The 15009-nt window shown below is 33.7% G+C and carries 13 protein-coding genes; 8 read left to right on the top strand and 5 right to left on the bottom strand.

Features of this window, described 5'->3' with window-relative positions; translation table 11 throughout:
* Positions 1–10: 10 nt before the first annotated feature.
* The 6 genes from RSE15_RS07205 to RSE15_RS07180 all read left to right on the top strand — a co-directional run bounded on the left by RSE15_RS07205 (position 11) and on the right by RSE15_RS07180 (position 5287).
* Positions 11–1420 carry a hypothetical protein gene (locus RSE15_RS07205; RefSeq protein ID WP_324067042.1) on the top strand — a complete coding sequence of 470 codons (1410 nt, stop codon included), beginning with the start codon at positions 11–13 and terminating at the stop codon, positions 1418–1420.
* 60 nt (positions 1421–1480) lie between these two features.
* Positions 1481–2038: a YceI family protein gene (locus RSE15_RS07200; protein WP_324067040.1), complete on the top strand. Its 558-nt coding sequence runs from the start codon at positions 1481–1483 to the stop codon at positions 2036–2038.
* 209 nt (positions 2039–2247) lie between these two features.
* Positions 2248–3387: an Mrp/NBP35 family ATP-binding protein gene (locus RSE15_RS07195; protein ID WP_324067038.1), complete on the top strand. Its 1140-nt coding sequence runs from the start codon at positions 2248–2250 to the stop codon at positions 3385–3387.
* A 75-nt stretch (positions 3388–3462) separates the two neighbouring features.
* Entirely contained in the window at positions 3463–3702 is a 240-nt protein-coding gene (locus RSE15_RS07190; protein WP_324067036.1) for a NifU family protein, read from the top strand.
* Between the two features lie 117 nt (positions 3703–3819).
* Positions 3820–4878 carry an NAD(P)/FAD-dependent oxidoreductase gene (locus RSE15_RS07185; RefSeq protein WP_324067034.1) on the top strand — a complete coding sequence of 353 codons (1059 nt, stop codon included), beginning with the start codon at positions 3820–3822 and terminating at the stop codon, positions 4876–4878.
* A gap of 76 nt (positions 4879–4954) precedes the next feature.
* On the top strand, positions 4955–5287 hold the full coding sequence (locus RSE15_RS07180; RefSeq protein WP_324067032.1) for a 2Fe-2S iron-sulfur cluster-binding family protein: 333 nt from the start codon (positions 4955–4957) through the stop codon (positions 5285–5287).
* A gap of 31 nt (positions 5288–5318) precedes the next feature.
* On the opposite strand, the gene RSE15_RS07175 is transcribed toward RSE15_RS07180, so the two are convergent.
* The 5 genes from RSE15_RS07175 to RSE15_RS07155 all read right to left on the bottom strand — a co-directional run bounded on the left by RSE15_RS07175 (position 5319) and on the right by RSE15_RS07155 (position 9456).
* A complete protein-coding gene (locus tag RSE15_RS07175) occupies positions 5319–6101 on the bottom strand; it encodes a DUF3050 domain-containing protein (RefSeq protein WP_324067030.1) in 783 nt (260 codons plus the stop codon).
* A gap of 101 nt (positions 6102–6202) precedes the next feature.
* On the bottom strand, positions 6203–7381 hold the full coding sequence (locus RSE15_RS07170; RefSeq protein WP_324067027.1) for an acyl-CoA dehydrogenase family protein: 1179 nt from the start codon (positions 7379–7381) through the stop codon (positions 6203–6205).
* A gap of 198 nt (positions 7382–7579) precedes the next feature.
* A complete protein-coding gene (locus RSE15_RS07165; protein ID WP_324067025.1) occupies positions 7580–8284 on the bottom strand; it encodes a tRNA1(Val) (adenine(37)-N6)-methyltransferase in 705 nt (234 codons plus the stop codon).
* 62 nt (positions 8285–8346) lie between these two features.
* Entirely contained in the window at positions 8347–8874 is a 528-nt protein-coding gene (gene rimM, locus RSE15_RS07160; protein ID WP_324067023.1) for a ribosome maturation factor RimM, read from the bottom strand.
* 15 nt (positions 8875–8889) lie between these two features.
* Positions 8890–9456, bottom strand: coding sequence for a 30S ribosomal protein S16 (locus tag RSE15_RS07155; RefSeq protein ID WP_324067021.1), 567 nt, complete (start codon positions 9454–9456; stop codon positions 8890–8892).
* A gap of 174 nt (positions 9457–9630) precedes the next feature.
* Between RSE15_RS07155 and RSE15_RS07150 the strand changes: the two genes are divergently transcribed.
* Both RSE15_RS07150 and dnaE read left to right on the top strand, forming a co-directional pair.
* Entirely contained in the window at positions 9631–10323 is a 693-nt protein-coding gene (locus tag RSE15_RS07150; RefSeq protein WP_324067018.1) for a DUF6252 domain-containing protein, read from the top strand.
* A 155-nt stretch (positions 10324–10478) separates the two neighbouring features.
* Entirely contained in the window at positions 10479–15002 is a 4524-nt protein-coding gene (gene dnaE, locus RSE15_RS07145) for a DNA polymerase III subunit alpha (RefSeq protein WP_324067016.1), read from the top strand.
* Positions 15003–15009: the final 7 nt, after the last annotated feature.

Below are 15009 nucleotides of genomic sequence, written 5' to 3'. Positions count from 1 at the left end.
TTTAAAAATCATGAGAACATTTATTAAATTATCCGTACTGATAGTAGCCCTAAGTTTTACTGGTGTATCACAAGCTCAATCAACTACTTTTGGACAAATGCAAAATATGATTCCTAGAGACCAAAGAGCAATTAATCAATTTGATGTTAAGAAAGATAGTGTTGAATTTAAAGGATTAAGCATTGATTTAGGTGGTGCATTTGCATTACAATTTCAAGCAATGAATTCTTTTAATGACCAACAAGGAGGAACGTATGTTGCTTCAAATGGAGCAGCAATTACAAATTATAGATTAAATAATTTGGAAAACCAATTTAATTTACCAACTGCAAATATGACAATTGGAGCTCAATTATATGATGGAGTTCGTGTAAATTTAGATTTATATTTAGCTGCAAGACACCATAACGAAACTTGGGTAAAAGGTGGATATTTACAAATCGACAAATTAGATTTCATTAAAAAAGATTTCTTAGCGGGATTCATGAAATATGCTACTATTAAAATTGGACAAATGGAAAACAACTATGGTGATGCCCATTTTAGAAGATCAGATAATGGTAGTGCGCTAGTAAATCCTTTCATTGAAAGTAACATTATGGATTCATTTACAACAGAAATGGGTGCTGAAATTTACTATAACAGAAGTGGTTTTGTTTCAATGTTTGGTATCACTAACGGTAAATTGAATCAAAATGTTACAGAGTTTGTTTCTGGTACAACAACTGTTGCAACACCAGATCAAAACACAACAATTAGTCCAACAATTTTAGCTAAATTGGGTTTTGACAAACAAATTAATACTGATTTAAGAGTAAGATTTACAGGATCATTATCTCACAACTCAAACATGAGTGGTAATCCATGGAGTTCAGATAGAGCGGGTAGCCGTTATTACTATGTAATGTCTCATGCTGCTTATAATTACAACGCAACTAGTGTTACAAATAATGCCACAACAGATTTAGCTGCTAATCCAACAACAGGTAGATTTAATCCTGGATTTGGTAACTGGTTTACAACGGTAATGTTCAATCCATTTGTGAAATTTAAAGGATTTGAATTCTTTGGAACTATTGAATTAGCTCAAGGTGGTGATAAAAAAGGAGTAGATGCTACTCGTAAAGTAAATCAATACGCTGGAGATGTAGTTTACAGATTTGGTACAAACGAGAAATTTTATGTAGGCGCAAGATATAATGTTGTATCAGGTAAATTAGCTAAAGCAGATGTTGATAAAGTAAGTGTTAATAGATTTGAATCAACGGTAGGTTGGTTTATGACAAAAAACATTTTAGCAAAATTAGCTTACACTACACAATCTTATAAAGATTATACACAATTTAGTGGAAATAGTTTAAATGATTTATACGGTGGAAAATTCAACGGATTAATGTTTGAAGCTGTAATTACATTCTAAAAAAAAAAAGTAAATCTAAAAGCGAAAAGCAATCTTGCTTTTCGCTTTTATTTTAAGATTATGAAATCACTACATATAATAGCCATTTTAATTCTTTTAAGTTTTGGTTTTTCAAAAAATCAATCTAAAGTTAAAATCACAAATAAAAGTGAAGTAACTATTAAAGGGAAATCGAATGTTAATAGTTTTGAATGCAAATACAATTCAGAATTTATTGAAAATGATTTGCATGTTTCTATAACAAGAAACAATTCAAAAATGCTATTAGAAGGAGCTAAAATCGATATAAAAAGCACTGGTTTTGATTGTGCTCATAAAATGATTACTAAAGATTTTAAATCTATACTTAAAGCAGAAGAATACCCGCATATTGTTATAAATGTAAGAGAATTAATTATAGTAAAAGAGAACATCTCTGCTAAATTAAATATAAAAATAGCTGGAATAGAAAAAGAATACATGGTTCCAGTAGCTTACAATCAAAATAATGCTAATGTAAAAGGCCAGTTGAAATTGAATATCAAAGATTTTAAGTTAAAATCTCCTAAAAAATTATTAGGCATGGTGGTAGTTAATGACAATGTTGAGATTAGTTTCAATTTGTTTTTACAGTATTAATAATTCAATTTTCATTTAGTTTTAAAAGCAATCTTTCATAAAGGTTGCTTTTTTTTATACTATAGATTATAACTATCAAATTATAAAAACTTTAAACTCCTAAACTTTTAAACTCCTAAACTTCTTATTATCTTTGCAATTCGTATTCAGTTTAAATAAAAAGTAAAACACTTTTAAACCTTTAAACGCCTTAACTTTTATTCAAAAAAATGAAATTAGATAGAAAAGAAATTTTAGCTGCATTAGAAACCATTTCGGTAGCAGGTGAAGGAAAAAATATGGTAGAAAGTGGTGCAGTTCAAAATGTAATTACTTTTGGAGATGAGGTTGTTGTTGATTTACTTTTATCAACGCCAGCTTTGCATATAAAAAAGCGTGCTGAAGTGGATATTATTAAAGTTATTCATGAAAAAGTATACGAGAAAGCCAAAGTAAAAGTTAATATTAAAGTTGAAGCACCAGAAAAACCAGAAAATCCTAATTTAATTAGAGGAAAACAAATTCCTGGAATTTCTAATATTATAGCTGTTGCCTCTGGTAAAGGAGGTGTTGGTAAATCTACAATCACAGCAAATTTAGCTGTTTCTTTAGCTAAAATGGGATTCAAAGTTGGGGTTCTAGATGCGGATATTTATGGGCCTTCAATGCCAATCATGTTTGATGTTGAAAATTCGAAGCCTATTTCAGTTGAAGTAGATGGAAAATCAAAAATGCAACCTGTTTCTAGTTATGGTGTAGAAATTTTGTCTATCGGATTTTTTACAAAACCTGATCAAGCGGTTATTTGGAGAGGACCAATGGCTGCCAAAGCATTAAATCAAATGATTTTTGATGCTAATTGGGGCGAATTAGATTTTATGCTAATCGATTTACCACCTGGAACCGGCGACATTCATTTATCAATTATGCAATCGTTGCCAATTACTGGAGCAGTCGTGGTAAGTACGCCGCAAGCTGTTGCCTTAGCTGATGCTAAAAAAGGAGTTTCAATGTTTATGTCTGAATCAATCAATGTTCCGGTTTTAGGAATTATTGAAAATATGGCGTATTTTACACCAGAAGAACTTCCTGAAAATAAATACTATATTTTTGGTAAAGAAGGTGCGAAAAATTTAGCCGCTGATTTGCAAGTACCTCTTTTAGGAGAAGTGCCATTAGTACAAAGTATTCGTGAAGCAGGAGATTTTGGTCGCCCTGCTGCTCTACAAACAGCATCTGTTTTAGAAGGGGTTTTTGAAACGATTACAAGAAATGTAGTACAAGAAACAGTTAGTAGAAACGAAACATTACCGCCAACTGAAGCTATCAAAATAACAACAATGGCAGGATGTTCTGCTGTTAAAAAATAGTAATCAGTTTACAGTCTCAGTTTACAGTTTAAGCTGTTTACTGCGACTGAAAACTGCGACTGAAAACTAAAAATTATGACTACAATAGAAATTAAAGAAAACGTAGAAAAAGCATTGGAAGAAATTCGTCCATTTTTGAATTCTGATGGTGGGAATATTTCATTAGTTGAAATTATTGATGACAAACATGTAAAGGTGCGATTAGAAGGTGCTTGTACAAGTTGTAATTTTAGCGTTAGTACTATGAAAGCAGGTGTAGAAACTACAATAAAAAAGTATGCGCCCCAGATAGAAACGGTAGAAAACATTGCATAACTGATTATTATCATACAATTTTATTATTGAATTTTTCAATTTTGCACCTTTGTAACTATTGTAACGTATAACAAATTTCGGTATTTGTATCTTTACGAAACTAAATGATTTTTAAACATGATTCAAACGGATATATTAATTATTGGTGCAGGACCTACAGGTCTCTTCGCTGTTTTCGAAGCCGGATTATTACAATTAAAATGCCATATTATTGATGCTTTACCTCAACCAGGCGGGCAGTTAGCGGAGTTGTATCCCAAAAAACCTATTTTTGATATTCCTGGATATCCTTCAGTTTTAGCAGGAGATTTGGTTACCAATTTAATGGAGCAAATAAAGCAGTTTCAACCTGGATTTACTTTGGGAGAAACCGCTGAAACCATTGAAAAATTAGAGGACGGAACTTTTATAGTAACTACTAATGAAGGCACAAAACATCAAGCAAAAGCAATTGCAATTGCAGGTGGTTTAGGAACTTTTGAGCCTAGAAAACCTGTTTTAAAAGATATCGAATTCTACGAAAAAGAAGATCGTGGAGTAGATTATTTCGTAAAAGATCCAGAAAAATATCGTGGAAAAAATATTGTAATCGCAGGTGGAGGTGACTCCGCTTTAGATTGGAGTATTTTCTTGTCGAATGTAGCAAATTCCGTGACTTTAGTTCATAGAAGAAACGAATTTCGTGGCGCTTTAGATTCGGTAGAAAAAGTACAAGAATTAAAAAATGCTGGCAAAATTAAATTAGTTACTCCTGCAGAAGTTATTGGTTTTAATGGTAGTGAAAGAATAACCGCAGTTGATATTGAAGTTAATGGAGCTAGAATGAAAGTAGTATGTGATTATTTCATTCCACTTTTCGGATTAACACCTAAGTTAGGCGCCATTGCCAACTGGGGATTAGAAATCGAAAAGAATGCCATCAAAGTAAATAACGCATTGGATTATCAAACCAACATCGACGGAATTTACGCTATTGGTGATGTTAATATATATCCAGGTAAATTAAAGTTGATTTTATGTGGTTTCCACGAAGCTACTTTAATGTGTCAAAGTGTTTACAACAGAATCAATCCAGGAAAACGTTATGTGTTGAAATATACCACCGTTTCTGGAGTAGATGGTTTTGATGGAACAAGAAAAGAAGCTGAAAAAGCTGTTGTAAAATCGATTGATTAAATAAAAATTTTGTTTTAAGTTTCGGGTTTCATATTAAGCGAACCTGAAACTTGAAACCTGAAACTTGAAACTAAAAATGCCACAAGACGTAACCATTTTCATAACCGACAGAAACGGAGTAAAACACGAAGTGTTAGCTCCCACCGACATGAATATGAACATCATGGAGTTAATTCGTTCTTATGAATTAGCCGAAGAAGGAACCGTTGGTGTTTGTGGAGGAATGGCCATGTGCGCTTCTTGTCAGTGTTATATTTTAAACGATGTAATCTCATTAGAACGCAATCCAGATGAGGAAGCAATGCTTTGGGAAGCCTATCATGTAAAGAATAATTCAAGGCTTGGTTGTCAAATTCCAATCACTGAAGACTTAGAAGGTTTGGAAATTGAAATAGCACCAGAACAATAAAAAAAGCGAGAAGAAATTCTCGCTTTTCATTTTATACTAATTCATGTTTATGTTCCATTTGTTCTTCAATTGCATTCCAAAGTCCAACTCTCTTTTCTAAAGCTAAAACTGAAATTTCTTGGACTTCATTCCATTTTTGTTCCGATGTTCCGCAAAGTTCTGCAATCATTTGCATTGCCATTGGTCCGTGCTCGTCAGCGTCTAATTCAATATGTCTTTCGAAATAATAAATTAGTTTTGACAAATCCGTTTCAGGGAAGTTTTGCTGAAAGTTTTTCAAGATTTCAGTAAACATATTCGGAATCAAATCTTCTCTTCCGAAAGTAAAAGCAGCAGCAATCTCATGTGGTTTTCCTTGTTCAATTACTCTAAAAGTGAAATCTAAAAACGCTTTCACATTCGGATGTAAATCACTTTGTTTGATCGATACAAAAATGTTTTTTGTTTCTTCTACATTCTTCAAAAAAGCATCGATTTGAGAAGTCGAAGCACCGCATTGCGTCATCGCATCCAAATACATTTCAAAATGACTTTGATGTGTTCCATCTAATGTTAAATCAGTTTCTTCGGCAACAACTATTTCATTAATTAAATAACGAATTTCTGGATTCCCAATAGGTAACCAAGGTGTTGTAGTGCAAGTCAATTTATTTTGCAAGGCTTTTAATAACGACATAAAATCCCAAACTGCATAAATGTGGTTTTCTAAGAAACAATGTAAATCGTCAATCGTTTTTACTTTGTTGTATAAAGAATGATTTAATAATTGTTCTTTTTGTTTTTGTATCGATTGGTTTATGGTTTGAATATTCATAGGATAATTTTCTAATTAAGTTTTTTAATCTATATACTACAAATGTAAAAATGCTTCTCTGAAAAGAGAAGCATTTTGTATCAATTTTATCTATTGTTTAATTACTTAAATGCAGGGAAACCGGTTACATCCATACCCGTAATTAACAAGTGAATGTCATGCGTTCCTTCGTAAGTAACAACAGATTCTAAATTCATCATGTGTCTCATGATTGAATATTCACCTGTAATTCCCATTCCGCCTAGCATTTGACGTGCATCACGAGCAATTGTTAATGCCATATCAACGTTGTTTCTTTTCGCCATAGAAATTTGAGCTGTAGTAGCTTTCCCTTCGTTTCTTAAAACTCCAAGTCTCCAAGTTAATAATTGCGCTTTGGTGATTTCAGTAATCATTTCAGCTAATTTCTTTTGTTGTAATTGAGTAGCTCCAATTGGTTTGTCAAACTGAATACGTTCTTTTGAATATCTCAATGCTGTATCATAACAATCCATTGCAGCTCCAATCGCTCCCCATGCAATTCCGTAACGTGCTGAATCTAAACATCCTAGTGGAGCTCCTAATCCAGATTTGTTTGGTAATAAATTTTCTTTTGGAACTTTTACGTTGTCAAAAATAAGTTCTCCAGTAGCTGAAGCTCTTAATGACCATTTGTTGTGTGTTTCTGGAGTTGAGAATCCTTCCATTCCTCTTTCCACGATTAATCCGTGAATTCTTCCTTCTTCATTTTTAGCCCAAACTACTGCAATGTCTGCAAATGGCGCATTCGATATCCACATTTTAGCACCATTTAAAAGATAATGATCACCCATATCTTTATAATTAGTCACCATTCCAGCTGGATTTGAACCGTAATCTGGTTCTGTTAAACCAAAACAACCAATGAATTCTCCAGTGGCTAATTTTGGTAAATATTTCATTCTTTGTTCTTCGTTTCCGTATTTCCAAATAGGATACATTACTAAAGAAGATTGTACAGAAGAAGTCGAACGTACACCCGAATCTCCTCTTTCAATTTCTTGCATGATTAATCCATAAGAAATTTGATCTAATCCAGCACCACCATATTCTACAGGAATATATGGACCAAATCCACCAATTTCTCCTAAACCTTTTACGATTTGATGTGGAAATTCTGCTCTTTGTGCGTAGTCTTCAATAATTGGAGATACTTCTTTTTTTACCCAAGCACGTGCAGCATCACGCACCATTTTATGTTCGTCAGATAATAATTCGTCTAATAAATAATAATCTGGAGATTGAAATAAGTCTGGTCTCATAGTTTTTAATTTGAAAGTCACAAAAGTAAGTAAAGATTTTTAACAAATCAATGAACAAGTGTTATAATTTTTAAGAAGCTTGATCCAGCTGTTCGCTATATCTTTTTGTTTTATCGAATTTTAAAAACAATTCGTTATTCCATAGCAAAGGAAATACTAGAAAAACAAAAAGGATGCCGCTACCATCTGGGCTAGGGGTTACATCTTCAAATAGAAATCTTTCGTTAATTCAATGTATTCAGGAGTATAATTATGTCTTGAAATTTCAATGATTAATTCATCGATTAAAGGAGCTTGTTCCATTCTACAAAAAGCCAATAAACTTCTTTTAATTTCCGATGTAGGTGTGCCTTTTACACGGGTAATTTTTAAGGGGAATAAATCCAATTCTTTACACATGGAAACAAATTGCTCTTCTTCTTTATAAGGAATAATTACTGAGAAAATTCCGTTATCCGAAAGTAATAAGGCGGCCGCTTCAATTAATTCTTCAAAAGGTAAGGCGTCTTCAAAACGCGCTAAATCTCTCGAAGTATTATCAGTTTTATAATCGTCTGTATAAAAAGGTGGATTGGAAATAATTAAATCGTATTCATCTTCAGGTTCGTCTACAAACTCATCCAAACCTGCATGAAAACAAAATAATTTGTCACCCCAACGCGAAGCTTCAAAGTTTTCAACGCATTGTTCGTAAGCATCTTCGTCAATTTCAATCGAGTCAATTTGTTCGGCGTTACTTCTTTGTGCCAACATCAAGGATAAAATTCCAGTTCCTGCACCAATATCTAAAATATTGTAAGGATTGTTGATGAGTGGAGTCCAAGCGCCAAGCAAAACACCATCCGTGCCAATTTTCATAGCACAACGATCTTGATTTACGGAAAATTGTTTGAATTTGAACAAAATGAATAAGAATTGAATTTGAACAATTTAAAAAAACTGTAAACTGTAACTGCGACTGTGAACTACTGTAAATAAAGGTCAACCAAACCTTCAGGAGTTTCTAAAGTAATCGATTTTTTTTCTCTGTCGAGAGCAATGATGAAATCATCAATAAGTGGAATTAAAATTTCAGTTCCGTTTTTGTCAATTTCAAAAAGCGGTTGTGCGCCACTATCGTTAATAGCTGCGATTTTTCCAATATTTCCTATGCGAGTGTCAATAACATCAAATCCAATCACTTCGTGGAAATAAAATTGAGTTCCTTCTAATTTTGGCAACATAGAAAGTGGAAGGTAAATTTCGCTTCCCATAATTTCGTCTGCTTCCTCTTCGGTTTGAATGTCTTCAAATCGAACACGTAAGAATTTTTCTTTGTGAAGTGAACTACTTTCAATAAAAAATGGAACCAGACTTTTGTTGATTTCAACAAAAACTGATTCCAAATTTTGATACAATTCGGGTTCGTCGGTGTCTAAATACGCCAATACTTCCCCTTTGAAACTAAATTTTTTTGCGATTTTACCTAAATAGAAACAATCTTCTTTACGCATGGAATCGCTATAAAATTATGCTTGAGTTTCTTCGTTGTTTTCTTCAACAGCTGGAGTTTCTTCAGCAGCAGCTTCCACTACTTCTTCAGTTACTTCTGCTGGAGCTTCTTCAGCTACTTCTTCTACTTTCGCAGCTTCAGCTTGAGCAGCAATACGTTTTGCGTTTGCTTCTTGTTCAGCTTTAAATGCTTTTGCTTTTGCATCAGCCTCTGCTTTAGATAAACCAGATTTTTTAGCATCAACTTTACCAGCTTTTTCTTCTAACCAAGTTGCTAATTTAGCATCAGCTTGTTCTTGAGTTAAAGCGCCTTTACGAACTCCTCCATCTAAATGGTGCTTTAATAAAGCCCCTGTGTAAGATAAAATTGCTCTTGCGGTATCAGTTGGCTGAGCACCATTGTGTAACCATTCTGCTGCTTTTTCGATGTTTAAATCGATAGTAGCTGGGTTAGTGTTTGGATTGTAAGTTCCGATTTTCTCTAAGAATTTACCATCTCTTTTTGATCTTGCATCTGCTGCAACAACCCAATAAAAAGGTTTCCCTTTTTTTCCGTGTCTTTGTAATCTAATTTTTACTGACATAATCTTGTGATTAATTTGAGGTTCTCGACCCCGGTTATTTAAGGGTGCAAATATATAAAACTTTGCAATACAAATGTATAAGTAATGTTAAAATATTTTTTCTTGTAAAATGTGTTTGTTTTCAATAAAAAAGTTATTTTTGTTACCTATATTAATTTATTCAGGAAAAATAAAATGAAAAAAATATTTTCTTTACTATTTGTTGCGATTTTCTTTACTTCTTGCGAGCAAGACATTAAAACAAATACCCCTGCTTTTTTAGCAAAAAAAAATGATGTTTATTGGAAAGCAAATGACGCAAGGGTCTCTGTTAGTGCAGATGGAGGAATGATTATTACAGCCTTTAATCAATATGAAACAGTTACCTTGGAAACATCAAGTACTGATCCTGGTGTTTATATTTTAGGAACTATAGATCAGGATAATTTCGCAACTTACACAAGAGATATTAATAACTCTTCAGATTTTTATGATACAGGGTTATATACTGGCCCTGCGTTTAAAGTCTCTCCAATGATAACTAGAGGAACATCATATCAAGCTAATGCAAATGGAGCACAAACAATTGGTGGTTCAGGTTCAGGGTTAAGAGTGGCAACGAAAACAACTAATGGAACAGTTACTTCTATTACAGTGGTGGCTAGAGGAATTGGGTACGCTCCAGATGATGTTGTTACTATTGTAGGAGGAGATAATAATGCCACTTTTAAAGTAGTAAATATCCAACAAAGTAATGGAGAAATTGAAATTGAAGAAGTTTCAAATGGTTTATTTACAGGAACATTTAAATTGAATGCAGTTAATAGTGATGGTGAAGTAATTACTTTTTCTGAAGGACATTTTTATAAAGTGCCACTAGGTCAATAATTAGCTTTTTAAAATATATCAAAACCATCTGGAGTAATTCAGGTGGTTTTTTGTTTTTGTTGATAACTTAAATTGGCATTCATTAACTTAAAATGTATTTTTGTTTTTATTCAAAAGTGTAAAAGAAATTTATTTTTTGCTTAATTATCAGATAGATGTATTTAATTTTCGATACCGAAACCACCGGATTACCTAAGAGTTGGACAGCACCCATTACCGATACTGACAACTGGCCTCGTTGTATTCAAATAGCATGGCAGTTGCACGATGAAATGGGAAATCTGATCGAACATCAAGACTATCTGGTAAAGCCGGAGGGATTTAATATTCCCTATGATGCCGAAAGAATTCATGGTATTTCTACTGAATTGGCAATGGAGCAAGGAATACTTTTATCGGAAGTTTTAGAAAAATTCAATATTGCACTTTCCAAAACAAAATTCATCGTTGGACAAAATGTAGGATTTGATGTCAATATCATGGGATGTGAATTTCATCGTATGAGCATTGGTTCCGATATGTCTAAAATGCCGGTTTTGGATACATGTACCGAAATCACTGCCAACTTATTAAAATTACCAGGTGGTCGTGGTGGAAGATTCAAATTACCAACATTAACAGAATTACATCAATATCTTTTCAACCACCCGTTTGCAGAAGCGCATAATGCAACTGCCGATGTGGAAGCTACAACTCGTTGTTTTTTAGAATTAATCAAAAGAGAAGTTTTTACCAAAGAAGAGTTAGATGTAACACCTGAATATTTAAGAAGTTTCCGAGAAAAAAATCTGGGCGAAATCCAATTAATTGGATTAAAACATATCAATCTGAAAAAAGCCTCTGAGGAAATTAGAGCGCGTTTGAAAAAAATTGAACAAGAGGAAGTTCAAACAACCATTTCAGAAGAAGTAAAATCAGATTTAAAAGAGGCGTCTTTCGCACATTTACACAATCACACACAGTTTTCGGTTTTACAATCTACTATTGCAATTAATGATTTAGTAAAAGCTTCGGCAAAATTCAAAATGCCAGCGGTTGCGATGACCGATACAGGAAACATGATGGGCGCTTTCCATTTTGTAAGCGCCGTTATGAATCATAATAAAGCCGCTAAAGCAAAAATTGAAGCCGCAATTGAAGCAGGAGAAGAACCAACTGAAACGGAAATCAAACCTATTGTTGGTTGCGAGTTCAATATCTGTGACGATCATAAAGATAAAACCAAAAAAGATAACGGTTACCAAGTGGTCTTATTGGCAAAAAATAAAAAAGGCTATCACAATTTAGCCAAAATGTCTTCCATTGCATATACGGATGGTTTCTATTACGTGCCTCGTATCGATAGAAAAATAGTAGAGCAATACAAAGAAGATATCATTGTTTTATCAGGAAATTTATACGGAGAAATTCCAAGTAAAATTCTAAATGTAGGCGAAAGTCAAGCGGAAGAAGCTTTGATATGGTGGAAAGAGCAATTTGGTTCCGATTTCTATTTGGAAGTAATGCGTCACAAACAAGAAGACGAAAATCGGGTTAATCAAACATTAATGGCTTTCGCTAAAAAGCACAATGTGAAGTTAGTTGCAACTAACAATACCTACTATGTTAATAAAGAAGATGCCAATGCGCACGATATTTTATTGTGTGTAAAAGATGGTGAAAAACAAGCTACACCAATTGGTCGCGGACGGGGTTATCGTTATGGGATGCCAAATCAAGATTATTATTTCAAATCGGGTGACGAAATGAAGCAACTTTTTGTGGATTTACCTGATGCGATTATCAATATTCAGGAAATCATCGATAAAGTTGAAGCGTATTCTTTATATAGAGATGTATTACTACCAAAATTTAAAATTCCTGATGAGTTTGAAGTTCCTGAAGATGCCGAAGATGGTGGTGTGCGAGGTGAAAATAATTATTTAAGACATTTAACCTATTTAGGGGCTGAAAAACGCTATCCAGAATTAACCGATGACATCAAAGAACGTATAGATTTTGAATTGCTCACAATTTCTAATTCGGGTTATCCAGGTTATTTTTTAATTGTACAAGATTTCATTGCGGAAGCTAGAAAAATGGATGTCTCTGTTGGGCCAGGTCGTGGTTCTGCGGCGGGTTCTGCTGTTGCGTATTGTTTAGGAATTACGAATATCGATCCAATTAAGTACGATTTGCTTTTTGAGCGTTTCTTAAATCCTGACCGTGTTTCCATGCCCGATATTGATATCGATTTTGATGACGAAGGTCGTGGAAGAGTAATGCAATATGTTATTGATAAATATGGAAAAAATCAAGTAGCCCAAATCATTACGTATGGTAAAATGGCAACAAAATCAGCTATTCGAGACACTGCTCGGGTGTTAGATTTACCGCTTTTTGAAGCTGATAGAATTGCCAAATTGATTCCAGGAATGATGCCTTCTAAATGGAATTTAGCCCGATTTTTAGCCGAAGAAGAAGGGGAAGTTAAAAAAGCTTTGCGTTCGGAAGAATTTGACAGAGTTAAAGAATTAATTGGGATTGCCAACTCAGAAGATTTAGCAGGCGAAACCATTCAGCAAGCAAAAGTATTAGAAGGTTCTATGCGAAACACCGGAATTCACGCTTGTGGTGTAATTATTACGCCTAGCGATATTACCAATTTCGTACCAGTTACTACAGCAAAAGATTCCGATTTATATGTAACGCAATTTGACAACTCGGTAGCGGAAAGTGCCGGTTTGTTGAAAATGGACTTCTTGGGATTAAAAACCCTAACCTTAATTAAAGACACCGTTAAATTGGTAAAATATCGTTTAGGAATCGACTTAGATCCGGATAATTTTCCAATTGACGACCAAAAAACATATGAGTTATTCCAAAGAGGTGAAACGGTTGGGGTTTTCCAATACGAATCGCCTGGAATGCAAAAATACATGAAGGATTTAAAACCAACTGTTTTTGCCGATTTAATTGCCATGAATGCCTTATATCGTCCGGGACCATTGGAGTATATTCCTTCTTTCGTTCGAAGAAAAAATGGTGAAGAAGAAATCAAATACGATTTAGATGCGTGCGAAGAATATTTAGCTGAAACCTATGGAATTACCGTTTATCAAGAACAGGTTATGCTTTTGTCGCAAAAATTAGCGGGATTTTCAAAAGGTGATGCCGACGTTTTGCGTAAAGCGATGGGTAAAAAACAAATTGACGTTTTGAACAAAATGAAACCTCAATTCATAAACCAAGCAGCAGAAAAAGGACACGATCCAGTTATTTTAGAGAAAATTTGGAAAGACTGGGAAGCGTTTGCAAGTTATGCGTTCAATAAATCGCACTCTACTTGCTATGCTTGGATTGCGTATCAAACGGCTTATTTGAAAGCACATTATCCTGCTGAATATATGGCGGCGGTGCTATCCAATAACATGAACGATATCAAACAAGTTTCGTTCTTTATGGAAGAATGTAAACGTATGGGATTGGCTGTTTTGGGTCCAGATGTAAATGAATCGTACTATAAATTTACGGTAAATGAAAATTATGCGGTTCGTTTTGGAATAGGAGCTGTTAAAGGGGTTGGGGCAAATGCAGTAGATACTATTGTTCAAAATAGAAAAGAGGCTCCCTATAAATCGATATTTGATTTAGCTAAAAAAATTGATTTAAGAGCTGCTAATAAAAAAGCTTTTGAAAGTTTAGCTTTAGCGGGTGGTTTTGATGGTTTTACAGAAACACATCGCGCTCAATATTTTCATCATGATGGAGACGGAATTACGTTTTTAGAAAAAGCAATTCGTTATGGTTCGAAATTTCAAGAAAACGAAAACTCATCACAAGTAAGTTTGTTTGGTGATGCTTCAGAAGTTCAAATTGCTGAACCACAAGTACCACCGTGTGATGAATGGAGTACAATGGAAAAATTAGCCAAAGAAAAAGAAGTCGTTGGAATTTATATTTCAGGTCATCCATTAGATGATTATAAGTTTGAAATGAAATATTTCTGTTCTACTAAATTAGAATCGCTCAAAAATTTGGAACAACATTTGGGTAAAAATCTTTCTTTTGGAGGAATTGTAACCAATGTGCAACATCGAACTGCAAAAAACGGAAAGGGTTGGGCAACTTTTGTTCTTGAAGGCTATGATGAAAGTTATGAGTTTCGAATTTTTGATGAAGAATATTTAAAATACAGACATTTCTTGTTGCAAAATCAGTTTGTGTATTTCAAAATTAATGTCAAAGAAGGCTGGGTAAATCGCGAAACAGGCAAAAAATCAGATCCGAGAATTCAGTTTTTAGATGCTAAAATGTTAGCCGATGTGTTGCCAACGTTTGCCAAGAAATTGATTTTAATGTTTCCAATAAATGAGGTTAAAGAGCATGTAATTACAGAATTAAATCAAATATTTTCTGAAAACAAAGGAGATAATTCGGTGACATTTGAAGTAATGGAATTGGATCGAATTAAAAAAGCCTTGGAAGAAATTCCAGTTGTTGCTCCGCTTGATATAGAAGAAGATATTGTGAATGAGTCGGGTGAAGTAGCAGAAATGGAGATAGAAGTTCCAGTAGAAAAGGAAGAAATTATCGTCAAAACAAAACTTTCAATGCCTAGTAGAAAATTGAAAGTAAAAATTTCCTCAGAACTGCTTCAAGAATTGGAACGTTTGCAGGTTAATTTTAAATTGAATTAAGTATAAA

The organism is Flavobacterium sp. (assembly GCF_035195345.1).
Lineage (GTDB): Bacteria > Bacteroidota > Bacteroidia > Flavobacteriales > Flavobacteriaceae > Flavobacterium.
The sequence above is the reverse complement of the archived record's forward strand: the minus strand, read 5'-3'. Positions and strand labels throughout refer to the sequence as shown.